The following is a 23,858-nucleotide window of genomic DNA, read 5'->3' as shown; positions in this document are numbered from 1 at the left end:
TTCGTGTTATTCAATTCTCTTTCCTTTATCCTTAGTTTTTCCGTTTTTTATATCATATATTACCATTCTTCTTTTCGTATCCGAAAACTTTTACTGTTATTTTTTGGGATCTATTTTTACTCTCGTTGGGGCATTGGGGCAACGTTTTTATTATTTGGATCGATTGTCTTTAATTATTCCATTGCAATCTGGTTGGAAAAAACTCTTTCTAACAAAAGAAAACCTATATTTGTTTTCGGAATCGTTACAAATGTTTTGTACTTAGGCGTATTTAAATATTTTTTATTCCTCTGGGGAATGGTCTCTGATGTAAATGTAGAACTTGGCGGGCAAACATTCGTTTGGAAACCAAATTTAATTTTACCAATTGGGATATCGTTTTATACATTTCATAATATAAGTTACCTGATTGAAGTGTATGATGAAAAGATTCCGGTTTGTAAAAATTTTTTTACCTTCACTCTGTATGATTTGTTTTTTCCACTTTTGTTATTAGGTCCCATTGAAAGACCTGGAAATTTAATCCCTCAACTTGAATCAAAAAGGCCAATCACAAAGGACCAAATTTGGAATGGTTTTTTTCTTTTTTGTTTTGGAGTTTTTATCAAGTCAAGTATAGCAGATCCTTTGTCTCGTTACGTGGAAATGAATGTAAACTCTTTCCATACTTTAGAGCCAGGGATTTTGTGGATCATTGCACCAACAATTGCTTTCCAAGTGTATGCAGATTTTTTTGGTTATTCTCTTTGTGCCATGGGGCTTGCTCAGTCGATGGGATTTGATCTTATGAATAATTTCAAAAGACCATTTTTTTCATCCAATCCTTCTGAGTTTTGGTCGAAATGGCATATATCACTTTCAACTTGGTTGCGTGATTACGTCTATATAAAGTTAGGTGGTAACAGACAAGGATTTGTCCGTGAAAATATCAATTTAATGTTGGTTTGGTTTCTTACTGGGATTTGGCACGGCGCCGGTTACGGATTTATCATTTGGGGGCTTTACTTAGGAATCTGCCTGGTTGGTTATCGATTTTTGAAGTATCTGGGATTTACAAAATACGAACATTTCACATTCAAAACTTTTGGCATCTTTTTTACGTTTACTACTTTTTCCCTTGGTTTGTTACTCTTTCGCATCAGTTCTCCCTCGGATGTTTTTCTCATTATAGAAAATTTACTGTCACTTCCAAACATTCGACAAATTCCCTATGCATTACTTCTCATCATCTTACCACTGCTTATTTTTGACCTTTGGCAAGAATGGAAGGATACAAATCGTCCGAGTTTTTTCCTTACTCAAAAACCATTACAAGCAAGTTTCATTTTTGTTTTAGGATTCATTTGGTTTTCACTTGTCTCTCCATTTGCGAAGGAAGATTTTTTCTATTTTCAATTTTAAGGAAATCAAAATTCAAAATGAAACTCCGTTATCTTTTTACATCACTTGTTTTACTTTCTGTTTTTATGCATTTTACTTGGGAGTATCTTGTTCCGTTTTGTGATACCACTTCCATGTATTGGTACCTTGCCAATCAAAGGAAATGGAATCCATCTGGCAAAATATTGGTATTAGGTGATAGCCAAATTGTAAGTGGAATTTTACCAGAAACCATTGCTGCTTTGGAAAATGTTCCTGTAGAAGAGGTCATTTTTTTACCGAAACCTAGCCAACAACCAGAAGGAATTTATTCCGATACCTTATATTTAATTCCAAAATTAACTAATTTAAAAAAAATATATGTGAACCTTTCTCCTCTGAATACAAGTAAAAACTCCATCACCGATGCCCACAAACAATTGTATTATTCTTTTTCGAAACTTGTTTTCACTGATTTGATGGACCCAATGCTAAGAAATGTTTATTTTCCTAATGTAACGGATTTACTTTGGAAGGTAAACATTCAAATTTTTCCGTACTTTGGCCTAAGTTCAAATTTGAACCGAATCTTTTATGACCAAACAGTTCAAACTGATTTGAAACATCGTCGCTTAGAGTTTGATTCCATCCAAAAAAGTATGGAGGAAAGAAGTGGAGCTTGGATTTGGAAATCCATAGGCAAAGATCCATCGATCACAAAAGACGAAGTTTTCCAAAATTTGGATACAACGATCCTTGCAGGCAAACGAAATGGTTCCATCCAATTATGGAACAAAGCCATACAAACTTGGAAGGAAAAACAAATCGAAGTGGTAGTTTTAAGAATTCCATTTTCGCCACAAATGGAAATGGATTTGAATCAAAAACAGGGGAATGGAGTCTCCGATTCACTTTTACAATCAATCCAATTGGAAGCAAACGGAAGTAAGGTGAAAGTTTATAATTTTAAATCATTTTTTTTAAATCAATATGAATACTTTGCTGATTTAACACATCTCAACCAAAAGGGAAGAGACGTGTTTGCAAAGGTGTTAAAAAAAGAGTTACTTAATCACTCCGACCCTACGGCCAAGGGCATGTAAGTTAACTCCCCAACCAATGCCTAAAAATTGTTTTGGTGTGAGAATTTCTTCTGTGGTCGGATCCCAAATATCTTTAACGAACGCTTCAGCTGAAATTTCAGTCCCGTAAGGGATCCCCCAAAAATTTTTATCTTCTTTGTATGACATATTGCCCCCTCAAATTTACCAAACCTTACGATTTTGAGGATTCTACCATAGTATAAAATTCTTGGAAATGGTATGCCGAATCATGTGGTCCAGGGCATGCTTCTGGGTGGTATTGCACTGCCATCACAGGTAAATTTTTGGTTTTTAGTCCTGCAACCGTATTGTCAAAAAGGTTGATCCTTGTGATCGGCATGTCAGAAGAAGATTCACCTAACACGTGAAAGCCGTGGTTTTGGGATGTGATTTCAATTTTTCCTGTCTCTTCATTTCGTACAGGATGGTTACCACCACGGTGACCAAATTTGAGTTTGGATGTTTTTTTCCCTAAGGCAAGACCGATGATTTGGTGGCCGAGACAAATTCCAAAAAGTGGTTTTTTTGCGTCCATAATGGTTTTTGCCGACTGGATCGCATAATCAAGTGGAGCTGGGTCACCAGGGCCGTTTGATAAAAAGTACGCATCAAATCCATCTTTCAAAAGATCTTCTGCTTTTGTTTTGGCTGGGAAAACATGGACATTAAAACCTGCAGAGTCAAGTAAGCGAAGGATGTTCCGTTTGATTCCAAAATCATAAACAGCCAATTTAAACTTACTGGGCGAATGAGCACCAAACACATACGGTTTTTCACAAGTCACAACTTGGGCTAAATCCTGGCCTTCCATAGACGGAGCATTTTTCACCGCTTCTAAAAAAGAATCTTCATACGTTTCGCTGATAAAGATTCCACAATTCATGGCACCTGAGTTTCGGAGAATGCGTGTTAGCTTACGTGTATCAATGCCTTCAATGGCAGGCACACCAAATCGAATCAAAAATTCGCTCAAGGTTTCTTTGGATTGGAAGTTGGAGGGACGTTTGACGTATTCTTTGACAATGAGTCCAGAAGCTTGGATTCGGTCTGATTCCATATCATCGGGATTGATTCCATAATTCCCAATCATTGGGTAGGTAAGTGTGACAAGTTGACCTTTGTAGGAAGGGTCAGTGAGAATTTCCTGATACCCAGCCATCGAAGTATTAAACACTACTTCTCCGATCGAATTCTTATTTGCACCGAAGGATCGGCCCTTCATGACCGTTCCGTTTGCTAAAACCAAAAAAGCCTGCATCAAATCCATTCCAAAGAACTAGGCCAGGCTTGCGAACAAAAATTCATCAATCTTTTACATAATAACGTCTGATTCGGTCATAACGGTATTCCCCATCGATGGAAACGGTTTCGAGCTTTGCGAGTGCTTCTGCCATCGATTTTGCTTCGACCGGGTCAATCGTAAGGTAAAATCGTCTACCACGCACAAGGTATACGATTTGACCTGTAGTGGCATCTGCTTCCACAACTTGGCCTTGGACGGTTTTGCTTTGAGAGGTTTTTACGGGTGAACTTACTTTAAACTTTTGGAAGACATGAGGTTTGCCAACACAAAGCCATTCATCGGAAGTAGGGCTCAGTTGTGTTGCTTTTCCTTCCACATAAAGATTTGTTTTGGGTTTGTTTCCAAAACTGAGACGCATGGTTTCGGAATCACAATGGATGGTTCGTTCTCGTAAATTGGTTGGATCCAAAAAACGAAAGTTTGGATTCTCTCCCTCGACTTCCCAAGAGACAAGTTCACCAGAAATGCGAATCATCTTCCTTTCTTTCGCTTCGATAGTGATCGAAAAAAGAACAAAAAGCCAAAGAAATCTGCAAATAAGGAAAAGTTGTTTAGACAGGGTTAGACTCATTCGAAATTCCACAATTAACACAATTTTCGTGAAGATTTAACAATTTTATTTGACAAATCCTATGAGAAGCACTAGTTTCATTGCAATTGTCGGTATAGACGGTTGTCGGTAGGCATTCGTTTATCCACAGGAACGAAAAAAATTCAGGAAACACTCACTAAGGAGTAATCATCAAATGCTGAAATCTCTACGCTTTGGAATGATGGGGTTCTTACTTATGTGCTTGGCTGGTAGCTTAAGCGCACAAACAGGTCCTCGTTCATATTTTATGGTCGGTTTGGGTATGCAATTCGACCTCGCACAACTCGGTGGAACCATTACAAAAGATGGTCTCGATTCAAGAAACGCTACGGCTTCAAGAGACGGAAGCGGAAACATCACTGGATACCCTGCGCAAAAAGCAATTTATCCTGAAAACACACTCGTAAGTTTAAAACGTACTACTGGTGGTGTTGTTGGTGCGAAAACAAGCGGAGCTATGGTTGGTGGTAACGTCAACGTAGGTTACGAAAAAGAAGGGATTTTTGGACTGAATAGCCTTTTCTGGAGAATCAATGTGAACTACACGACTAAAATCGCTGGTGGTGAAACATCTTCTACTGTAATGGGTTACAAATGGTTAGACCAAGAGTGGCATTACACTGCTTGGACAGTTCCAACATACTTAGGTATCAAATTATACAATGCTGCGAATGACACTGCTGTTTATATCGGAGCAGGGGTAAACTACTTCCAAGGATCTTGGGGAGTTTCTGGAACCATCAACGCACCTGCATTGCAAGCGTTTACAGCTGGTTTAGGACCTGGTGGTACAACTCTAGTTGGTTCCGGTGGAGCTCTTATCTCTGATGCTCCAAACCCTGGAATCTACAAAGAAAACGTACGTTTCGGCGCAAGTGGATTTGGTCTCAACTGGTTAGTTGGTGCGCAAACAAAAGTCACTGACAAAGGTCACCTTTTCTTCGAATTGGAAACTATCCTTTCTGCTGGAATGGGTGTTGGTGGAGTTAGCTCCGTTGGTGGTGCTTCTGCTCTTGCTCCTTGGGTTGCATACCCAGTGGTAATCGGTGGACAAACTTACCGCGTAGGTTACAAAATCGAAATCTAAAAACAACACTTCGTTGTTTAGGAAAAAGCCGGACTTGGGTAACCAACTCCGGCTTTTTTTATGTTCAAAACGAATTCGTTTCTTTCTGTATTCTCAAATACCAGTGAAATGAAACATTGAAAACCAAACTGGATTTTGTTACTGGTAGATTTCAATCAAATTTCATCAGCCTTTCGATGAATGCCTCATCTTTTTTTGTAAGACCATTTTGGTCATGGGTATACAATTTCAATCGTACAAGGTCATACGAATTCCAGATTTCTGCATGGTGGTCTAAGGATTCCGATACGAGTGCAAGTTTTGTTAAAAAAGAAAATGCCGAAGAAAAGGATGAAAATTTTTTTTCAAAGCGAAAGGAATGAAGTCCGTTCGCCAATTCTAATTTCCATTCGGGGTATCTGTCCAAAACCAATTGGATTTCCGAATCTGTAAGTTTTTGCAAACCTTGTTTCATATTTTTACCTTCCGTTTGTGAAATACAATTAAATACAATCCAAGGAGAATGATCGCTCCACCTAATATCTTTTGCAGATCAAAGGGTTCGTTCAAAAATAATATCCCAACGACCATTAAGAAGATTGGTTCAAAGAGAAGGGTTGCATTGAGTTTACTGATGGGTAAATAGTTATGGGCTTCGAAATAAAAAGCCCTTCCTAAAAAATAGCCGAGTAATGAAAAAAAACCAAGAATGAGTATGATATGCCAATCAGGCACTAAAAAGGATCCAATCCATAAAGAATAAATTAAAAAAAATACACATAACAAAAACAAACGAAGGTATGCATATTCAAGTCCTAAAATTTCAGGGATGTATTTTTTTATCATATAACTTTGGATGGCAAATAAAAATGCACTGAGTAAAATGCAAAAGGCTGATAATAGATGGATTTGCCCTTCTAACGTGGAAATCAAATAAATCCCTACTACCGAAAGAAAGAAACCCAATAACTCACGGTCTTTGAATCTTTCTCCTAAAAAAACAACACCAAGGATCACATTGTAGAGCACAGTGGTTTTGATGAGGATGGCCGCTGGACCTAAATCAGTTTGTTTTAAAGCATAATAGTACAATACGATTCCCATTGCATTTGAAAATGTTCCGAGAAGTAAAATAAAACCATCTCGTCGAACGGTAGTTACGAGTTTTGTCCTTCTATGTTTGGAACCTAGTAAAAAAGGAGTCACAACCAAAAACGCAAAGCCAACTCCATAAAAAGCAGCCATTTCTGGAGAAAGGTTAGTCCTTCGAAAAACTTCTTTGAATCCGATCACCTCAAAAGCAAAAAAAACACCTGTGAGGAAAACAAAGAAATAACCTTTTTTTTCATTACCAGTCAATGGGTTCTTTCTCAAACTTTAGTAAGTATTCATTGGTTTTGGAAAAATGTGAATTTCCAAAAAATCCACGATAAGCAGATAAGGGAGATGGATGTGCAGATTTTAACACCAAGTGTTTGTTTGGTGGGATTAAACTCTCTTTTTTGCCAGCAAATGCTCCCCACAAAAGGAAAACCAAATTCGATTTTTGTTCTGCTAAAATCTTAATGACTGAATCTGTGAAGATCTCCCATCCTCTGTTTTGGTGGGAACCGGCTTTGTCTTTTTCAACAGTGAGCGTTGCGTTGAGTAAAAAAACTCCTTGTCTCGCTAGGTAACTCAAATCACCAGATTTTGGAATTGGTTTTTTAATGTCGTCTTTTATCTCTTTAAAAATATTCTGAAGGGAAGGCGGAAACGGAACACCGTCTAACACAGAAAAACAGAGTCCATGCGCTTGTCCTGGTCCGTGGTATGGGTCTTGTCCAAGGATAACCACCTTTACCTTTTCGAAAGGGCACAAATCAAAGGCATTAAAAATTTGTTTTGCAGGAGGGTAAACTACTTTTGATTTGTATTCGTTTCTTACCCATTCTCTTAATTCTGTGAAATAAGGTTTTCCAAATTCTTCCCTTAAAACCTCTTTCCAACCTGATTCAATTTGAACGTCTTTCAGATTGTCCCTCCGAATGAAAGAATAACACGCGTAAATCGATTCCTCCATGTGTCACATGAATGGTTTTTTTAGAAAAGTTACGAAGTTCTTTCATACAATCACTCCATTTCTCTTCTGTAGGACAAAGGATGATGCCAATGAGTGAAACATCGTTTTTGAATTGTTTGGAAAGGGTTGCGATTCGGTTCCCAATTTTGGAATACAAAACTTCATCAGGGCCAGTCCTTTCATTTTTACGATAGCCATAGGGAGGGTTTAATGGCAAAAAATAATGGGTTTGGTTAGGGTCAGCCTCTGGAAAAACTGGTAAGGTCCTTAAAAAATCAGAGATCGTATGGTCAATGCTTTTGACATGAATGATGTTTCGCCAATGCGTGAATTCTTTTGTCCAATACGGTTCCAATGCAGGATCCGAATCTTGTAAAACGATAGGAGTGAATGATTGATGGCCTTTATTTTGTTCCTTATTTTTTTTTGAAAAATGATCAAACGATTTTGTAGGGAATAAATTTAATTTTTTCCATACAAAGTCCCTAGGTAAGCTTAAAAAGGGAATTTTTTCTTCGTTTAATTTCCATTCGGTGGCAAATGTCATTGTCCCTGCAAAGGGAATGTACACTGTATTTACCTTATGTTTTGGAACTGAAAAAACCTCAAAACATTCTTCCATTAAAATGTGCGCTAGGTCTTCCGGGATGGGTGCACTCGTTGGAAAATTTGCTTTGATACCTCGTTTGTATCCTGGTTCACCTAACACAGAAATAGAAACTGTGATTTCGTTTTCAAAAAAACTAATGTGTAGGTTTTCTTTGACCTCATAAAATTTGATATCGGGAGATAAAAAAAGGGGTTTTGCAATGGATACCGCTTCTGTTAAAATTCTTTCCCATTCTGATTCCCTTTTTTCGGAAGATGTATCCCAATCAGTAGTCCTTGCGATCACTAATCGTAAATCCCTGATGAAATACCCATGAAACAAGAGATAGGTGATTTGGTGGGAATTTGCATTTTCGATTTTGATTTTTTCGGAAAATACGCGTACGTTTGCTTCTGGTTGGTTCGGGAGTGGGACATTGTCTAAAATTTCTTTGACTTTTCCTCCAACCCAACGAGAGGTTCCGGGAGGAAAGTACAATTCCCAAGTTAGCGTTGTCCCATGTTGTGGCTTTCGGATTCTAAATTTCCAATTCATCTTTTCCTTGCTTTACCGATTTCTTTGGAAAGATTGTCCTAACATGACTAGGATCTTCACTCCAGAACTTTTTTTGGTGATTGCCGCCATTCTTTGGGGTGGAACCTTTGTGGTCATCAAACTTGCACTCGATTCCGTGCCTCCCTTTCTCTTTTTGGCAGTGCGTTTTTGGTTAGCAGGAATCATCACGTTATTCATCTACAGAAAAACCCTTTTTTCCAAGGCAAATCGCAGGTGGGATTATATTTTACCTGCTTTTTTTGTGGCTTGTTCAGCCCTTCTTGGCTATGCCTTCCAAACCATTGGACTTGTTTATACATCGGCAACACAATCAGGTTTTATGACAGGAGCCTATGTGATCTTTGTTCCTTTGTTAGAAATCGCCATTGAACGAAAACTTCCTTCGTTACGCACTTGGATTGCGGTTGTGATCGTAGTTGTCGGCCTCTTTTGTATTTCTCAAAATGGGAAGTCCTATGAAGAATTTCAAAATGAATTTGGATTTAGTTTTGGTGATGGGATCACACTGATCGGAGCCTTTTTCTTCGCGGTTTACATCATTTTGATTGATATCTACAGTAAAAAAATCCCAACACAAATCCTTGTATCGTTTGAAATCTTACTCATTGCCATCGTCTCTACATTTTTGTTTCCAGTGGAGTCGGTATTTTTATCCCAACCGATTTCTGTTCAATTTGATTCTAAATTTTGGATTGGCATTTTTTATACTTCCGTATTTGCTACGATCTTCACAACTCAAATCCAAACCCGATACCAAAAGGCTGTGTCACCTGCGAGGGCAGGTTTACTGTACAGTTTAGAACCCGTATTTTCTTTTTTTCTAGCATATCTTGTATTAGGTGAAAGGCTCGGCGTCGTTGGGGCGATTGGATCCTTTTTAACCTTGTTTGGGATTTTATTTTCTGAAATGGGAAAATGGAACAAAAGAGAAGAGTGAATTAGCTGCAAATTGTTTCTCTTCTCGATTGTAGCCCCAAGATTCTTTGTAACCTAAAATTAAATGATTTGGTGTTCTTTTAAGGCATGGTAAAGGATGCCAATTGTCACCTTTAAGATAGATAACACTGGTATGGCGAGTAACATACCAAATATTCCGAAAAAATTCCCACCAACAGCGATCCCAATTAAAATCGCAAGTGGGTGTAAGGAGACTGCATTTGCGATGACTACTGGTTGGACAATCGCGTTATCAACTAATTGTGCAATCACTACGACAGAAGCGATGGATCCAATCGAAGGCGACATTTCAGGAAATAATATGGCGAATAGTATGGGTGGAATGGCCCCAATCAATGGTCCTAGGTATGGAATGGAATTAGCGACTCCTAAAAAGATTCCAAATAGGAAAAAAAACTTCACTCCAACAAAATAAAAACCAATAGAGGCAACGATTGCCATGATCCCACATTGTACAACCAAACTTTTTAGGTAACTGGTGATCTGTTGGTTCATTCTGTAAAATACCATTAAAAACATTTCAAAAAAACGATTCGGTATAAAACTAATCATTGTTTTATAAATTAAATTGGCATCGAGTAACAAAAAGAAGCTGATGATTGGAATGATGATCATCCAACTGATAAAAGTTGGGATCATGACGACAATTCCTCTTAAAAATTCTTCTAAATTGTTAGTGGCAAGTTTTGCAATTTCCTCGGGGTTTATGATCTTTTTCCAAAGTTCAGGATTTTTGGAAACAACAGGAAGTTTTGAAAAATCCAATAATTGGAAATTGGGATCATCCATTTTTAATGACCATTCCGAAACAATGGGTTGTGCTTTTTCAAACAGGTTCGGAAGGTAAAATGCTAAAAACCAATAGGCACCTGCGATTAAAAATGTAAAGATAACAATGATGGTGATGGCACGGTGGATTCCTCTTGATTCAAAATAATCAACGATTCCATGGAAAATATAAAAATGGATGCCAGAGATCAGAAGTGGGATTGCTAAAAATTTTACACCTACAATGCCAATGAGGATTGTTAATGCGATCAATCCAAAAAAAGCAGTTCGTAAAACCAAGGAAGAGATACTATTTTCTTTAAAGATCATTTACTTTTGTTCTTTTTACTTTTAAAGTATGCAGCTTCTAGAGTATCATTTGTTTTGCGAAGCCTGTCGGCAATGATGGATGCAAAACTTAAGAGTAAATCATTTCCCACTCGTGGTTTTGTTTCCAATAGAGTTTTCAATTCTGGTTGGAAAAATCCAAGCAGAATTGAATCAACTAACGCAACGGCGGTTGCTGACCTTGGAAAATCTTGGAATAGGGCAAGTTCTCCAAAAAAAGCACCTTTTTCAAGTTCGGCGAGCTTTAAAGTGACACCTTCTCTTTCCGAATAAATTTCTACCTTCCCTTGTAAGATCAAATACACCCCAGTACCTGCTTGGCCTTGGTAAAAAATTGTTTCACCTGCATAGTACTTACGTTTGTGGATCAGTCTTGCGACTTCACGAAGTGTCCTTCGTGACATACCATGAAAGATTGCGGTTTCACGCAAAAAATGTGAAATCTCCGTAATCGGATTGTCATCGCGTTTGAGAATGGATTTCCAAAGGGGAAGTTGCATAGTGCCTCTCTATTATAAATCGGATAGACGAGGTCTGGAATTGATAAAACTTGCTCTTATGGGACAAGCTTTTTACGTAGCTGGCACGGGCACTGACGTGGGTAAAACCTTCTTTTCCAGTCTCTTTATGGCAAAATATGCCGAAAAACATGGATTTCGGTATTGGAAACCCATCCAAACGGGGACAGTGAGTGCAGACGATACCAGTTTTATCAAAAAGACAACTAGTTTGCCTGAAACGTATTTTTTGAATCCCGGTTTTGTTTTTAAAACACCAGCAAGTCCCCATTTCGCTGCGAAGTTGGAAGGACAAACCATCGATCCCAAAACGTTACTTACATCCATGTCCAAAGAAAGGAAAAACAATACTCTCATTGAAGGTGCAGGAGGAGTGTTTGTTCCCATCACGGAAGATTACCTAACGATTCGTTTCATCCAAGAATCGAATTTGGGAGTCGTTGTGGTTGGTTCCACTGAACTTGGAACAATCAATCATACTTTATTGACCTTAGAAGCATTGACATCCCGTTTTATACCAGTGTTTGGATTTTATTTGGTAGGACCTAATAACCCATTACAAGAAGACAACGCATTCATAATACAGAAATTAGGTGGTGTTTCCTTTTTGGGTATTACAAATTTTCCAGAACAAAAATTGAGTTCGGAAGGATTCAAAACTTTTGCGTTGGATCAGTTTGACAGAAATCAAAATGTCATCAGTGTCGTTTTAGATGGAGACGATGAAACTTAATCCAGTCCATACACACACTTGGGTTCCTCTTACCATCCAAGACGAATCCGAATCCCTGTTAAAAGTTGTTTCTGCAGAAAAAGAATTTGTGACAGATGATGAAGGGAATGTTTGGATCGATGCCATCTCTAGTTGGTGGACAATGATTTATGGCCATCGCCATCCTAAACTTCTCTCTGCTTTAAAATCCCAATCAGAATCCTTAGACCACGTTTTACTTGCAGGCAATATCCATGAACCTGCAGAAAAATTATCAAAAGCGATTTTGGAACTTACAAATTTTGATTATACAAAAGTATTCTATTCGGATAACGGTTCAAATGCGATAGAAATTTCTTTAAAACTTGCGATCCAATTTTATGAAAATCATCCTGATTTGAAACCTCGTTCTGAATTTTTGGTATTTTCGAATTCCTACCATGGGGATAGCATCGGGGCGATGAATGTTTCTGGAAAAAATTATTTCAATCGAATCTTTTCAGAACTTAGATTCCCCACACAAGAATTTCCTGCTCCCAATTGTATGAATTGCCCTTGGGGCAAAAAACCAACGGATTGCCAAACTGAATGTTTGTCCGATTTAGAACGAACCATCAAACAAAAAGAATATGCAGGGATTGTGATAGAACCTTTGGTTTTTGGGGCCAATGGGATGCTTTTTTATGACAAAAAGGTATTGGAAAAACTAAGAGAACTTGCCACGTACACGAACACTTTACTCATCTTTGATGAAGTGTTCACTGGGATGGGAAAACTTGGGGAAGTGTTTGCTTACCAAAAGGCAGGAGTAAAACCAGACCTCTTAGTGTTTGCAAAAGGTTTGACTGGCGGAGTACTGCCCCTTGCCGCCACATTGGTTTCAAAGTTTATCTATGAAACTTTTGTTTCCAAAGATCCATACAAAGCATTTTTCCATGCCCACACAATGACAGGAAATCCAATTGCATGTAGCGTTGGTTATGCGGCTGTCAGTCTTTTACAAGAAACAGGACTATCACAGGTCAAAACGTTAGAAACCAAGTTAAAACAATACGCAGATGCCTTTCAAAAAAAGATGGGGAAATCAGTAGAAAATGTCCGTGTGATGGGTGCCATTTTTGCCTTTGAGTGGAAAGAGCCGGTTGCTTCGGATGAATACTTAAATCCAATCGGAAAACAAATCAAAAACTCCCTCCGCAAATTTCATATTTTACTTAGGCCACTTGGGCGTACGATTTACATCACACCTCCTTACACAATTTCCGATGCATCGCTTACTAAAATATTCTCAGCTCTCGAAACAAGTCTCAGTGAATTTTTAGAACCGGAAACAGACTAAGGAATCCTTTCTATTTTCTTCGTTTACAGAGTCACCCTTTGAAAAGATTTTGTTTTCATGATCGCAAGTGTCCAAGAAAAAACCACGTCTTCCTCACCCTCAGTCATTTCAGAGGAAGATGCCCTTCAGATTTTAAGGGGAGAAGTCCCACTTTTGCCGATTGTAGCAAAAGCATCTGAAGAACGATTCCGTCATTTTGGGAACCGAGTCCGCATTCATATTCTTGATAATATCAAAAACGGGTATTGCCCCGAAGACTGTGGGTACTGCGCACAAAGAAAAGGTGGGGAATCAGGGATCCAAGAGTATTCCTTAAAATCTCCCGAAGAAATCTGGGAAGATGCAAAGAAGGCAAAGGAAAACGGAGCTTACCGTTTCTGTATGGTGACTTCTGGCCGAGGTCCAACCGACAAGGCAGTCGACAAATTGGCGGAAACCATATCCAAAATCAATGGAGAGCTCGGCATGAAGGTTTGTCTTTCTGCTGGGATTTTGGATGCGAAAAAAGCAAAGGCACTAAAAGACGCAGGTCTTGATCGTTACAACCACAACCTCAATACTTCTGAATCCAAATACAATGAAATTTGTTCCACACATACCTTCCAAGACCGACTAACAACTCTTAAGGCGGCAAAAGAAGCAGAGATTGGATTATGTTCTGGGATCATTGTGGGAATGGGAGAGGAGTTAAAGGACATTGTCCAAGTTGCCTTTGAATTAAAACGTTTGGGTGTCATCTCCATTCCTGTGAATTTTTTCATTCCCATCAAAGGGCATGCCATTCAAAAATCTTCACTCACTCCAGAATTTTGCCTTCGTGTTTTGTCAGTGTTTCGTTTGGTAAACCCTGATTCAGAAATCCGTGTGGGTGCTGGTCGTGAAGGGCATTTGGGATCCTTACAATCCATGGCGTTGTATGTTGCGAATTCCTTATTTGCAGAAGGGTATTTAAATGTGAAAGGGAGTGAAATGGAACAAACCATGACTCTCATTCGTGATTGCAATATGGTGCCTGAGTTTACAGAAGGGATTCCAGAAGGTTGGGAAGACTACGAATCAAAGTTCTTATACGACGAGAAAAACTTTCCGGAACTCTATAAACATAAAAAGTAGTTTGCCTTTTTCACTTTTGGCGGTATCATGCTCCTACTTTACCGCCTCTAGTGAAACACATGCAAAAACCTTCTCTACCATTTGGAAAACAAATTAGTTATGCGGTAGGCCAACTTGGTTGGTCTACACTCATCAATATCATCGGCCTCCACCAAGTATATTTTTACCTTCCGCCTGCACCGAAACCAGGCCAGGATTGTTTCCCTGATTTAATCGAAAAAATGGCATTCTGGGGCCTTTCCACCATCGGAGTGGTGGCCGCTGTAGGACGATTGTGGGATGCCTTCACAGACCCTCTCATTGCAAACTCTTCCGATCGATTTTCCTCACGGTTTGGAAGGAGGATTCCTTTTTTGTTTTTAGGTGGGATACCATCTGCCGTCTTTTGTTGGTTAATCTTTGTGCCGCCACATAACTTTGTCTCTTCGACCAACTTGGTTTGGATGACGAGTTTTATGTTGCTCTTCTATTTATTTTTAACAGTGTATGTCACACCGTTTTTTGCACTCATCCCAGAGCTTGGCCATACCCCGGAAGAACGACTCAATCTATCAACCTATATCTCTGTTACGTATGCACTGGGTATCATTGTAGCCTCCACAGAACCAATGATTGCCAGTGCCTTACAATCAAGTTTTGTTTTTGATACCGATCCATCCCTTCAAACACTGGCGGCTCGCCAATATGCTCTTGGAATCCTTTGTATCTTTGCTGCGATTTGTATGTACTTTCCTGTTTTTACCATCCATGAAAAAACATATTGTGAATCAGAAGCATCCAGTGTTCCCTTCAAAGAAGCCATCGTTCTTACCTTCAAAAACAAAAACTTTTTGTATTTTGCACTTTCTGATTTGTGTTACTTCCTAGCCCTTACCATCCTTACGACAGGGATCTCTTATTATGTTACCGTTCTTTTGGAATTGGAAAGAGATTTTGTGACACAACTTTTGACTGTGATGTTACTCGTATCCTTTGCCTTTTATCCGGTTGTGAATTTTGTCGCACGGAAAATTGGCAAAAAGAGAACCGTTCTCATTGGCTTTTATACCTTTCTCGCTTTGTTTTTATCCATTTACTTTATCGGGAAAAACAGTTTACCAATCTCCCCATATATCCAAGGTTATATGATCGTTGCCGTGGCTGCCATTCCAATTGCAATTCTTGGAATATTACCAAATGCGATATTAGCCGATATTGCTGAACTTGATTCATTAAAAACAGGGTCGAAACGGGAAGGTCTTTTTTATGCAGGCCGTACCTTTATGCAAAAACTAGGACAAACACTTGCAGTTTTGATTTTTAGTTCTGTGATTTTGTTAGGACTTGACCGAGACTCAAAACAACAAGTATCTCCCAATGTGACAGGGATCATTGCACCGTCTGTGTCCGATTCTAAGTCAGAACCGAAAAAAAATAGTGAGACTGAGGCAAAAATAAGTAAGGAATCCGCCATTTGTAAAGTCGAAGAAGTAGAAGCGGGTGGGGAGCTTGGAGTTCGATTGACAGGACCACTGGCTTCTGCATTCTGTTTACTTGCAATTTTTCTCTTTGGAAAATACAAAGAGGATGAAACGTTAGAAGAGATTGCAAAGATACGTGGTAAATAAATCCTGGTTTTTGGAGCTATTCAGATGAGATATCGCATTGAGACAACCAAGTTAAAGAACGGGTATATCGAAGCCAAACTCATCGAGACAACCACAAATAACCCGATTGAATTTCGGATTTGTGACACGGAAGAATATGCGCAGGCCCAAATCAAAGATTGGCAAAAGCGCTTCCGAATGAATGAACCACAAGAACAGGACTAAATTCTTCCTCCGATGGGGCGTTCTTTTCGCCCTAGTTTTGAGTGTTACCAACTGTAATTCCACCTCAAAACGAGATTACTTCGACACAAACTTTAAATGTTTTGCCGAGCCAGGCTGGCGTGACCAATCCAATTTCAAAAAGTACATTGAGAAGGGTTGGCTCCCCACACGCCTGTTATATGGCGAAGATAATAACAGAATCAAACGATCAGAAATAGTTTTTGCAGGAGATAGTTTGGTTCACTTATTTTTGCCAGACCTTATGGCAAAAGAATTCCCTGGAAAATCAGTCACCAATCGAGGGATCGGTGGTGATATGACAGAAACATTGTTAACACGCATTGAAGAGGATGTATTAGTATTAAATCCGAAAACAGTTGCGATTGAAATCGGTGGGAATGATTTCATCCAAGGCAAATGTTTGAGTCTTGTGCAGAACAATTTACTCACCATCATTAAAAAAATCCATTCCAAGAACCAACAAATTCGTATCTTTTTGATTGCGGTACCACCCACTCGAGTGAAAGAACTCAATCAAATTGTTCCTGTATACAATTTGTTTTTGAACCAAGTGGCTCGAACCACTCCAAATGTAGAATACATCGAAGTTTGGGATGTGATGCGAAAACTTGATTCTCCCACACTCAGTGAAGAGTTTATCAGACCCAATGGTGATAGTTTACATTTTAATGAAAAGGGATATGAACTTTGGGGTAAAAAACTAAGACCCTATTTGCAAAAATAAAAATGAATTCACTGCTTCTTATTTCTCGTTCTCCGATTCCTGATTTTATCTTACCTAAAACTTTCCCAACTCATACCAAAAATGTCGGTGATCCTTCCATTCATGGGAATCCTTTAGACTCTGTTTCTGAATCCAAGATTTTAGTTTCAAACAAGTTGGGATTACACTGTGTGAGAATCGAACGAAATGAAAGTTTGGGTCGAAACCAAATTTTGGAAATTCGAAATGAGTTGGCAAAAGACAAAATCGATTTTTTAGTTTTCAATTCTTTGTTACCAAAATCGGAAAAATCCCTTTTTGTTTTTGATATGGATTCTACTGTCATCAAAGAAGAAGTCATAGATGAATTGGCGAGAAAACATGGTGTCTTTGAAGAGGTTGCAAGTGTTACCAAAAAAGCCATGGAAGGTGGGATGGGATTTGATGAAGCCCTTCGCCTTAGGGTGGAACATTTAAAAGGACTATCGATCCAAAGTTTTAAAGAAGTTTATCATCTTTTGCAATTAAATGATGGTATGGAGAATGTATTTCAATTTGTAAAAGCAAACGGTTGTCAGATTGGAATCTTAAGTGGGGGATTTAGCCCCGTATTGGAATTGTTTTCTCAAAAATACCCGGTTGATTTTTTTAGGGCCAATGGATTGGAAGAGAAGGATGGATTTTTTACAGGAAAAATCCTTGGTGAGATCATCAACCGAGAAAAAAAAGAATTCTATTTAAAACAATTTGCAAACGAACTTTCCGTTCCATTGGATCGGGTAGTTGCTGTTGGTGATGGTGCAAATGATGCACTGATGTTAAATGCAGCAGGTTTTGGAATTGGAATTCATGCAAAACAAGGTTTAAAAGACCAGATTACCAATTGGATTGAGTTTACTGATTTATCAGCTTTAGTTTTCCTCTTTGAGAATTCGTTTTAATTCATCTAAAATCGAAAGTGCTTCGAGAGGTGGGATTTTATTTGGATCAAGTCCTGAAATTCTTTTTAGCACCTTCTCTTCGTTTGCTGATATTCCTTTTGGTTCTTTTTCTAGTAAGTTTCCAAATAAACTTGGTTCATCATTTTTGATTTTGATTTCTCGTTTTTTGGATTCGAGACCAGATAAAATCTCCTTTGCTCTTTCTGAAACGGATTCTGGTATCCCTGCTAGTTTTGCTACATAGATTCCGAAAGATTGTTTTGATTTCCCCCGTTTCACTTTTTTTAAAAATAGAATTTCTCCATCTTTTTCAAATGTATCTAAGTAAAGATTGAAGATGCCGGCACCTTTTTCAAGTTCCGTTAACTCATGGTAGTGAGTGGCAAAAATGGTTTTTGGTTTAGGAAAGTTTTTGCTTAAAAATTCTAAAATCGCCCAAGCAATCGACAAACCATCGTAAGTGGATGTTCCGCGTCCTACTTCATCAAAAATAAGCAAACTATTTTCAGTAAATTGGTTTAAGATCGTGGCAGTTTCTTTCATCTCTACAAAAAAAGTAGATTCACCTTTGGTTAAGTTGTCTCCAGATCCGATGCGAGTGAAAATTCGATCCACAATGGCAAGGGATGCTTTTTTCGCTGGAACATAGGAACCCATTTGGAAGAGGATTTGGTTGATCGCAATTTGGCGCATAAAAGTGGACTTACCTGCCATATTGGGACCCGTTAACACAGCAATCGCATTATCTTTTGGATTGAGTTCCAGGTTGTTCGGAACAAATCGTTCGCCAATGGGTAAAAACGTTTCCACTACAGGATGGCGAGAATCGATGTATTCGATGATCCCATCGGTTCGGATTTCTGGTCTTGTCCATTGGTATTCTTCTTTAGTTTCCGTTAGAGAAAGATGGTAATCAAGGGAAGCCACTTCGTTGGATAAGGTTAAAAAAGCCTCATAGAGTGAGATACAAGAACTTACCAAACGATCAAACACTTGTTTTTCGATTCGTTCAATGATTTCATCTGCTTGTAAGATGGCTCTTTCCAATTCTTCCAATTTTGGAGAGGTAAATCTTTCTCCTGTAACGAGAGTTTGTTTTTTCAAAAAATGTGAGGGAACATCTTTGGCTTGTGCTTTTGATACTTCGATAAAGTACCCAAGGATTTTATTGTACCGAATTTTGAGACTCGAACAACCGGATTCTTTTTTTTCCTTCTCCTCGAGTTCTAAGATCCAATCTTTTCCTTTTTCCCGTGCAAGGATCGCATCATCGTATTCTTTGTTAAATCCAGATTTTAAAAAAGGTGAGTTTCCTAAAAAAACAGGTAGTTCCCCGTCGAATAAGGTAGTTTGGAATTCTAAGACAAGAGACTCTAATTCCTTTGGAAGTTTGGAAAAGTCATAACCAATCCCATCCAAAATGGTTTTCATTTGTTTGACGGCCGATAAACTTTTTTCGATGCCTCTGAAATCGCGAGGTAGTGCTTTACCCACACGGAACCGAGTGATCACTCGTTCCAAATCAATGAGATCACCGAGTGATTCTTTGATTTTCAGTCTTTCTTTTTTGTTTTGAGTCAAAATTTCTATTTTGTCCCAATGGTCTTTGATTTTGTTTTCATCGCGAGTGGGAAAAAGTATCCTTTGTTTGAGGTATCGTTTTCCGGTAGCTGTGGTACACCGATTCAAAACTCCAAAGAGAGTGTGGTTTTTATCATTTGGGTTTTCGACAAGTTCCAAATGGGAAACTGTTTGTTCATCTAAAATTAAATATTCGGTTTCATCGATCCTTCGAGGGGATTTAAATACAAAATTTTGATTTCGGTAATTGTATTGTAAATAGGCATCTAATACGTGTACAACGGAATCAATTCCAACTCCCTTTTTTTTAGGTAAAAATTCCTTTGGAATTTGTGATAGGATGATTTTTGATTCTTTGGAAAGAGGAGGGACTTCTTCAGTATAAATCATTTCCTTTGGAGAAAATCGTTTGATCGTATCAAGAATCCTTTCTGTTTCTGTTTCTGCGAAATAAAAATAAACGAGTTCCGATGTCGATACATCAGCAAACGCAAGATATACGGAAGTTTTTTCTTTGTAGTAAAGCGATAAATAATTGTTTTGGTAACCACCGAGTAAGTTGTCTTCCACAACTGTTCCAGGAGTGATGATTCGCACCACTTCCCTTGACATGATTTTTGCTTTCGGGTCGTCAGGTTTTGTTTGTTCGCAAACCACAACTTTTTTCCCAGCTGAGATAAGTCTTGATATATAACTTTCTGTGGCATGGTAGGGAATTCCGGCCATGGGAATTTGATTTTGCCTTTTTGTGAGAGTGATGTCTAAAATCTGAGCCGCAATTTTAGCATCTTCCATAAACATTTCATAAAAATCACCCATCCGAAAGAATACAATCCCATCGGGGTGGAGTTCTTTTACTTCCAGGTACTGGCGCATCACCGGAGTGTTCAATGCTTCATAGGTTTCGGACATTGTGTACCAATTCTTTGATTTTATTTGGGTCTTTTTTGCCGTTTGTTTCCACACCACTTGCCACATCAATCCCTGTTGGGTTCAAACTATTTAAGGCAAACTGGACATTCTCTGGTGTGATCCCACCCGCAAGTAGGTATGGACGTTTAACATTTGTTATGTATTCCCAAGGGAAACTATGGCCACTCCCACCCCCAAGACCTTTTTGAAAACTATCTAAGATGACTAAGGGTGATTTCGGTTCTAATGCTTCATCCGAAACAACGGGAGACTGTACTCGGATCGCTGGGAGTAACTTTTTCTCTGTGGTCAGTGAGTCCCAAAGGATATCTTTTACAAACTGATCTCCCCTTATGAGTTGGATCAAATCGGGTGAAAATTCTTTTGTGATCTGAAGGATTTCTTCGGTTGTATTTTCAAAAAATAAAAAAACCACTTTAGGGAAATTAGGTTTTTGGCGGATGGAAAGGAGTTCTTCTGCTTCAGTTTGATCAATCTTTCGCGGAGAAAGGGGAGAAAAATTGAGACCAACATAATCCACACCGAGTTCGTGGCATAACTCCAGTGTGGCAAGGTCTTTGATCCCACAAATTTTAATTTGGTATTTGGTTCCCATCGAGAACCAGAATGGTTTAACTCAAATCGGAGGCAATCGATCCTTTGTATCCATAGTGCAAAAATTTAAGGAAACTGTCTTGGTACACAAGCATGTCTTGTTTGGAAATCCCTTGTCTAACCATTTGCACAAAGATATTTAGGAAAAATGATAGGATGTTCCGTACCACAAACTCATCCACCTCTCCTTTATAGCTAGGATTCTTTTGTTTGAAGTTTGTATACTGTTCAAAATTGATTTTGGTAAGCCTAGTGAGGACAGTATCAGGAAATTCTTCTAGATGAGAACCCTGTGCTTTTGTGAGGAGTAAGATAAAATCATCTCGGTTTGAATCTACGTAATCTAAGGCGATGTGGAATCTTTCTTTCCAAGCCTCATAACTGTCGTTAAATCGTTTTTCAAAATAATCCGGGTGTGAAACGTAAGCGAACGCCTTTTCCAATCCAGACAACACAGGTTGTAAGATTTCGGTGAGTAGGTGTTCTTTGTTTTCAAAGTAGTTGTAGATATTACTCGTGGAAACCTTTGCTTTTTTGGCAATGGTGCGCATACTTGCTTTTTCAAAACCAAGTTGGATGAACTCTTCCCGAGCGGCCTGTAGAATTTCTTTTCTAGTATGTTCTTTTGGAGTTTGCATAGTCCTGAACGATGTTTCCTAAAAGAACAATCTCGTTCAGGATTCATTTGTAAAGTCCAATTTTACATCTTTATTGTATTTTGTATTAAATTTGCCACAATTCCATAAAGTCGAAAACTCCCTAACACCAAAACCGGAGTTCTGCCTCGGAATAAAGGAACAAGTTCCGATTCTGTCCTCGCCCGTAGGACGCGAGGGGAGAGCGGTGTTTTGGGCTCTGGGAACCTTCCAAACCCACTCCCTTCCCAAAAGGTGAGGGTTTCCAGCTGTGCCTCCGACTCGAGTAAGGCGTTTGTGATCCCAGCGAGGTCTTTATCGGGCAGACTTGCGACTAGGGCATGGAATTTGGGATGGGTTTTTGCAAATTCGAGGGTGGTTCTCTGGACAGCGTCGGGGTTATGAGACGGGTCAAAAACGATTAGAGGATCGTTTGCCAATACTTCCATCCTTCCTTTGGGTTTTGGTATGTCTTGGAATTGTACCAATTCCAGATTTGATTTTTGGTCTGGAAATATAAGGCAGAGGACTTTTTTCGCGTATAAAAAATTTGCCTCGAGATAACTTTCCTTAGGTGGAGATGGAATCACATGGAGAGGGACAATGTTTTTTTTGGGGTAGTTTTGGAATGGTTCAGGTAAAGAGTCAACTTCCTCTTGCAAAGCAAATAGGGCTTTGGTGTGGTCGCCGATAATTCCTAATTTTTCCTTACAAATTGTTTCTTTTGTTTTCCCTAAAATTTCTGAATGGTCGAGACCAATTTTTGTAAGCACAACATAGTCAGCATCCACTAGTTTTGTAGCATCTAACCTACCTCCAAGCCCCGCTTCCCAAATCTCGAAATCCACATTTTGGTTTTGGAAAAAATGATACGCAAACACTGTCAAAAATTCAAAGTAAGACAAAGAATCAAAATGAGAGAGGTTTGGAAGGAACTCGTTTTGAAAACAACTCTCTACCTCAATGGGATGAGGCAAGTAGGGAATCCCGTCCTTCACAATTTGGAACCTTTCGAGTGGAGAGAGTAGGTGAGGGGAAGTGTAAATTCCAACTGTTTTACCAAGTTTTGAAGCCAAACAAGCTAAGTAGTGTGAGGTGGAACCTTTTCCGTTTGTACCCACTACACTGATCCGAATGGGGGCATGCCGTTTTTTATGGAAAAACAATTTACTTGGTTCAAAAACTTCATTCAGAGAATCCAAAGTATAGTTTTGGAACACATTAAAGTTCCTTGTTTTTTCGATGTTTTGCCTTTGGTTTAAAAAATCTAAAAATTTCATATTCAGCATCAAAGGGAAAGGATTCGTTTTACTTTCTTTTTTTTAATTCACGTAATAAAATGGATTCTACCTTTCGGATCCATTTTGTTTTGGCTTTTGAATTGGTAAACAGTTCAAACTGTTTGATCCCTTGGTAAAGTAACATATGGTAACCAGGGATGATTTCTGCTTTTTGTTTTTTGGCAATTTTTACGAGTTCCGTTTCCAAAGGGTTGTAAACAATATCGAATAACGTGTGTTTTTTGGTAAAAAAACGAGAGTCTAAGATGGGGTCTCCACCCACACCTTTCATTCCAATGGGTGTTGTGTGGATGATGAGATCGTAATTCTCTTTTTCTTCCAATACACGATCCATTGTGGTTCGTTCTAACCATGTTGGATTCCCTAACGATTGTTCGATTTCACTCATGGCTGTCTGGTTTCTTGCCAATAGATGTACCTTTCGTTTGATGGATTCATTTTTCCCTTTGGATTCCAATTCCTTTGCAATGGAAAATAAAATCCCTTTGGCACTGCCTCCACTACCAAGGACGAGGATATTTTTTGAAATGCTTGGGTCTACGAGATCAGAATTCTTCTGCATAATGGAAGTGAGAGCTCCCGTTCCATCGGTATTGACTGCTTCGATTCCACTCCGGAGGATGAGTGTGTTGGATGCTAACATGGCTTTAGAAGCCTCACAAACCTTGTTTGCTTGGGTATAGGCCCATTCCTTAAATGGAATGGTGACAGACACTCCTTTCACACCTAAATCGAGTAGGGGGCCCATTCCGATTTCTTTCCATCGTTCATTTTCAAACACTAAATACACGGCATCATAACCAGAGAGTTGGAATAATGTATTGTGGATCCAAGGGGAAAGGGTATGGCCTAAGGGAAATCCCAATATGCCAAAGATCTCTGTGTGTTTTGAATACAAGGAAAACCTCTTTTTTTTATCTAATGGACGAATCA

At 38.8% G+C, this 23,858-nt stretch carries 25 protein-coding genes; 11 read left to right on the top strand and 14 right to left on the bottom strand.

What is annotated here, in order from left to right:
* Nucleotides 1-3: 3 nt before the first annotated feature.
* Together EHQ62_RS15995 and EHQ62_RS15990 are read left to right on the top strand one after the other, a co-directional pair.
* The gene (locus EHQ62_RS15995) at nt 4-1,401 is read left to right on the top strand and encodes an MBOAT family O-acyltransferase (RefSeq protein WP_135644672.1); all 1,398 of its coding nucleotides are present in this window, start codon (nt 4-6) and stop codon (nt 1,399-1,401) included.
* A gap of 17 nt (nt 1,402-1,418) precedes the next feature.
* Nucleotides 1,419-2,462, top strand: a complete 1,044-nt coding sequence (locus tag EHQ62_RS15990; protein ID WP_135644670.1) for a hypothetical protein — start codon at nt 1,419-1,421, stop codon at nt 2,460-2,462.
* Here the strand turns inward: EHQ62_RS15990 and EHQ62_RS15985 are convergent.
* The 3 genes from EHQ62_RS15985 to EHQ62_RS15975 are packed head-to-tail and all read right to left on the bottom strand — an operon-like array spanning nt 2,424 to nt 4,240.
* A complete protein-coding gene (locus EHQ62_RS15985; protein WP_135644669.1) occupies nt 2,424-2,609 on the bottom strand; it encodes a DUF5808 domain-containing protein in 186 nt (61 codons plus the stop codon). The two genes, EHQ62_RS15990 and EHQ62_RS15985, sit on opposite strands and share 39 nt — an antisense overlap.
* 25 nt (nt 2,610-2,634) lie before the next feature.
* Nucleotides 2,635-3,720 (bottom strand): glutamine-hydrolyzing carbamoyl-phosphate synthase small subunit, encoded by a 1,086-nt coding sequence (gene carA / locus EHQ62_RS15980; RefSeq protein ID WP_135644667.1) that lies wholly within the window; start codon nt 3,718-3,720, stop codon nt 2,635-2,637.
* 46 nt (nt 3,721-3,766) lie between these two features.
* Complete coding sequence (locus EHQ62_RS15975; protein WP_244241814.1) at nt 3,767-4,240, bottom strand: hypothetical protein; 474 nt, start codon at nt 4,238-4,240, stop codon at nt 3,767-3,769.
* Nucleotides 4,241-4,511: 271 nt separating this feature from the next.
* Between EHQ62_RS15975 and EHQ62_RS15970 the strand changes: the two genes are divergently transcribed.
* Entirely contained in the window at nt 4,512-5,444 is a 933-nt protein-coding gene (locus tag EHQ62_RS15970) for a porin OmpL1 (protein ID WP_135644663.1), read from the top strand.
* A 151-nt stretch (nt 5,445-5,595) separates the two neighbouring features.
* Here EHQ62_RS15970 and EHQ62_RS15965 read toward each other — a convergent pair whose 3' ends face one another.
* From EHQ62_RS15965 to EHQ62_RS15950, 4 genes are read right to left on the bottom strand one after another with little or no spacing between them, the layout of a single operon-like run.
* Nucleotides 5,596-5,898 carry a 4a-hydroxytetrahydrobiopterin dehydratase gene (locus EHQ62_RS15965; protein WP_135644661.1) on the bottom strand — a complete coding sequence of 101 codons (303 nt, stop codon included), beginning with the start codon at nt 5,896-5,898 and terminating at the stop codon, nt 5,596-5,598.
* Nucleotides 5,895-6,782 carry a DMT family transporter gene (locus EHQ62_RS15960; RefSeq protein ID WP_135644659.1) on the bottom strand — a complete coding sequence of 296 codons (888 nt, stop codon included), beginning with the start codon at nt 6,780-6,782 and terminating at the stop codon, nt 5,895-5,897. Before EHQ62_RS15960 ends, EHQ62_RS15965 begins: the two co-directional genes overlap by 4 nt.
* On the bottom strand, nt 6,772-7,485 hold the full coding sequence (gene ung, locus EHQ62_RS15955; RefSeq protein WP_167482890.1) for a uracil-DNA glycosylase: 714 nt from the start codon (nt 7,483-7,485) through the stop codon (nt 6,772-6,774). The genes EHQ62_RS15960 and ung overlap by 11 nt, the downstream gene beginning before the upstream one ends.
* Nucleotides 7,418-8,629: a hypothetical protein gene (locus EHQ62_RS15950; RefSeq protein ID WP_135644657.1), complete on the bottom strand. Its 1,212-nt coding sequence runs from the start codon at nt 8,627-8,629 to the stop codon at nt 7,418-7,420. Before EHQ62_RS15950 ends, ung begins: the two co-directional genes overlap by 68 nt.
* 43 nt (nt 8,630-8,672) lie before the next feature.
* Between EHQ62_RS15950 and EHQ62_RS15945 the strand changes: the two genes are divergently transcribed.
* Nucleotides 8,673-9,587, top strand: a complete 915-nt coding sequence (locus EHQ62_RS15945) for a DMT family transporter (RefSeq protein WP_135644655.1) — start codon at nt 8,673-8,675, stop codon at nt 9,585-9,587.
* Nucleotides 9,588-9,646: 59 nt separating this feature from the next.
* On the opposite strand, the gene EHQ62_RS15940 is transcribed toward EHQ62_RS15945, so the two are convergent.
* On the bottom strand, nt 9,647-10,705 hold the full coding sequence (locus EHQ62_RS15940; RefSeq protein WP_135644653.1) for an AI-2E family transporter: 1,059 nt from the start codon (nt 10,703-10,705) through the stop codon (nt 9,647-9,649).
* Entirely contained in the window at nt 10,702-11,223 is a 522-nt protein-coding gene (locus EHQ62_RS15935; RefSeq protein WP_015676953.1) for a cyclic nucleotide-binding domain-containing protein, read from the bottom strand. The genes EHQ62_RS15940 and EHQ62_RS15935 overlap by 4 nt, the downstream gene beginning before the upstream one ends.
* A 58-nt stretch (nt 11,224-11,281) precedes the next feature.
* On the opposite strand from EHQ62_RS15935, the gene bioD reads away from it, so the two are divergent.
* From bioD to serB, 7 genes are read left to right on the top strand one after another with little or no spacing between them, the layout of a single operon-like run.
* A complete protein-coding gene (gene bioD, locus EHQ62_RS15930; protein WP_135644962.1) occupies nt 11,282-11,974 on the top strand; it encodes a dethiobiotin synthase in 693 nt (230 codons plus the stop codon).
* A complete protein-coding gene (gene bioA / locus EHQ62_RS15925) occupies nt 11,964-13,292 on the top strand; it encodes an adenosylmethionine--8-amino-7-oxononanoate transaminase (RefSeq protein WP_135644651.1) in 1,329 nt (442 codons plus the stop codon). The genes bioD and bioA overlap by 11 nt, the downstream gene beginning before the upstream one ends.
* A gap of 57 nt (nt 13,293-13,349) precedes the next feature.
* Nucleotides 13,350-14,405, top strand: a complete 1,056-nt coding sequence (gene bioB / locus EHQ62_RS15920; RefSeq protein ID WP_135644649.1) for a biotin synthase BioB — start codon at nt 13,350-13,352, stop codon at nt 14,403-14,405.
* 59 nt (nt 14,406-14,464) lie between these two features.
* A complete protein-coding gene (locus EHQ62_RS15915; RefSeq protein ID WP_244241813.1) occupies nt 14,465-16,012 on the top strand; it encodes an MFS transporter in 1,548 nt (515 codons plus the stop codon).
* Between the two features lie 24 nt (nt 16,013-16,036).
* Entirely contained in the window at nt 16,037-16,216 is a 180-nt protein-coding gene (locus EHQ62_RS15910) for a hypothetical protein (RefSeq protein ID WP_002975048.1), read from the top strand.
* Nucleotides 16,194-16,961, top strand: coding sequence for a GDSL-type esterase/lipase family protein (locus EHQ62_RS15905; RefSeq protein ID WP_135644647.1), 768 nt, complete (start codon nt 16,194-16,196; stop codon nt 16,959-16,961). Before EHQ62_RS15910 ends, EHQ62_RS15905 begins: the two co-directional genes overlap by 23 nt.
* A gap of 2 nt (nt 16,962-16,963) precedes the next feature.
* The gene (gene serB / locus EHQ62_RS15900; RefSeq protein WP_135644646.1) at nt 16,964-17,881 is read left to right on the top strand and encodes a phosphoserine phosphatase SerB; all 918 of its coding nucleotides are present in this window, start codon (nt 16,964-16,966) and stop codon (nt 17,879-17,881) included.
* On the opposite strand, the gene mutS is transcribed toward serB, so the two are convergent.
* The 5 genes from mutS to EHQ62_RS15875 form a co-directional block, all read right to left on the bottom strand.
* The gene (gene mutS, locus EHQ62_RS15895; protein ID WP_135644644.1) at nt 17,852-20,374 is read right to left on the bottom strand and encodes a DNA mismatch repair protein MutS; all 2,523 of its coding nucleotides are present in this window, start codon (nt 20,372-20,374) and stop codon (nt 17,852-17,854) included. The genes serB and mutS overlap by 30 nt on opposite strands.
* Nucleotides 20,358-20,990: a phosphoribosylanthranilate isomerase gene (locus EHQ62_RS15890; protein ID WP_135644643.1), complete on the bottom strand. Its 633-nt coding sequence runs from the start codon at nt 20,988-20,990 to the stop codon at nt 20,358-20,360. The genes mutS and EHQ62_RS15890 overlap by 17 nt, the downstream gene beginning before the upstream one ends.
* 16 nt (nt 20,991-21,006) lie before the next feature.
* A complete protein-coding gene (locus EHQ62_RS15885) occupies nt 21,007-21,627 on the bottom strand; it encodes a TetR/AcrR family transcriptional regulator (RefSeq protein ID WP_135644641.1) in 621 nt (206 codons plus the stop codon).
* Nucleotides 21,628-21,689: 62 nt separating this feature from the next.
* Nucleotides 21,690-22,904: a folylpolyglutamate synthase/dihydrofolate synthase family protein gene (locus EHQ62_RS15880; RefSeq protein ID WP_135644639.1), complete on the bottom strand. Its 1,215-nt coding sequence runs from the start codon at nt 22,902-22,904 to the stop codon at nt 21,690-21,692.
* A 28-nt stretch (nt 22,905-22,932) separates the two neighbouring features.
* Nucleotides 22,933-23,823: a shikimate dehydrogenase family protein gene (locus tag EHQ62_RS15875; RefSeq protein ID WP_135644637.1), complete on the bottom strand. Its 891-nt coding sequence runs from the start codon at nt 23,821-23,823 to the stop codon at nt 22,933-22,935.
* Nucleotides 23,824-23,858 lie beyond the last annotated feature (35 nt).

The organism is Leptospira jelokensis, from assembly GCF_004769635.1.
Taxonomy (GTDB): domain Bacteria; phylum Spirochaetota; class Leptospiria; order Leptospirales; family Leptospiraceae; genus Leptospira_A; species Leptospira_A jelokensis.
The sequence above is the reverse complement of the archived record's forward strand: the minus strand, read 5'-3'. Positions and strand labels throughout refer to the sequence as shown.

Coding starts and splice junctions, on each gene's coding strand:
- EHQ62_RS15990 (WP_135644670.1), top strand. CDS start 1,419: ATGAAACTCCGTTATCTTTTTACATCACTTGTTTTACTTTCTGTTTTT.
- EHQ62_RS15985 (WP_135644669.1), bottom strand. CDS start 2,609: ATGTCATACAAAGAAGATAAAAATTTTTGGGGGATCCCTTACGGGACT.
- carA (WP_135644667.1), bottom strand. CDS start 3,720: ATGCAGGCTTTTTTGGTTTTAGCAAACGGAACGGTCATGAAGGGCCGA.
- EHQ62_RS15975 (WP_244241814.1), bottom strand. CDS start 4,240: ATGATTCGCATTTCTGGTGAACTTGTCTCTTGGGAAGTCGAGGGAGAG.
- EHQ62_RS15970 (WP_135644663.1), top strand. CDS start 4,512: ATGCTGAAATCTCTACGCTTTGGAATGATGGGGTTCTTACTTATGTGC.
- EHQ62_RS15965 (WP_135644661.1), bottom strand. CDS start 5,898: ATGAAACAAGGTTTGCAAAAACTTACAGATTCGGAAATCCAATTGGTT.
- ung (WP_167482890.1), bottom strand. CDS start 7,485: ATGGAGGAATCGATTTACGCGTGTTATTCTTTCATTCGGAGGGACAAT.
- EHQ62_RS15950 (WP_135644657.1), bottom strand. CDS start 8,629: ATGAATTGGAAATTTAGAATCCGAAAGCCACAACATGGGACAACGCTA.
- EHQ62_RS15945 (WP_135644655.1), top strand. CDS start 8,673: ATGACTAGGATCTTCACTCCAGAACTTTTTTTGGTGATTGCCGCCATT.
- EHQ62_RS15940 (WP_135644653.1), bottom strand. CDS start 10,705: ATGATCTTTAAAGAAAATAGTATCTCTTCCTTGGTTTTACGAACTGCT.
- EHQ62_RS15935 (WP_015676953.1), bottom strand. CDS start 11,223: ATGCAACTTCCCCTTTGGAAATCCATTCTCAAACGCGATGACAATCCG.
- bioD (WP_135644962.1), top strand. CDS start 11,282: ATGGGACAAGCTTTTTACGTAGCTGGCACGGGCACTGACGTGGGTAAA.
- bioA (WP_135644651.1), top strand. CDS start 11,964: ATGAAACTTAATCCAGTCCATACACACACTTGGGTTCCTCTTACCATC.
- bioB (WP_135644649.1), top strand. CDS start 13,350: ATGATCGCAAGTGTCCAAGAAAAAACCACGTCTTCCTCACCCTCAGTC.
- EHQ62_RS15915 (WP_244241813.1), top strand. CDS start 14,465: ATGCAAAAACCTTCTCTACCATTTGGAAAACAAATTAGTTATGCGGTA.
- EHQ62_RS15910 (WP_002975048.1), top strand. CDS start 16,037: ATGAGATATCGCATTGAGACAACCAAGTTAAAGAACGGGTATATCGAA.
- EHQ62_RS15905 (WP_135644647.1), top strand. CDS start 16,194: ATGAACCACAAGAACAGGACTAAATTCTTCCTCCGATGGGGCGTTCTT.
- serB (WP_135644646.1), top strand. CDS start 16,964: ATGAATTCACTGCTTCTTATTTCTCGTTCTCCGATTCCTGATTTTATC.
- mutS (WP_135644644.1), bottom strand. CDS start 20,374: ATGTCCGAAACCTATGAAGCATTGAACACTCCGGTGATGCGCCAGTAC.
- EHQ62_RS15890 (WP_135644643.1), bottom strand. CDS start 20,990: ATGGGAACCAAATACCAAATTAAAATTTGTGGGATCAAAGACCTTGCC.
- EHQ62_RS15885 (WP_135644641.1), bottom strand. CDS start 21,627: ATGCAAACTCCAAAAGAACATACTAGAAAAGAAATTCTACAGGCCGCT.
- EHQ62_RS15880 (WP_135644639.1), bottom strand. CDS start 22,904: ATGAAATTTTTAGATTTTTTAAACCAAAGGCAAAACATCGAAAAAACA.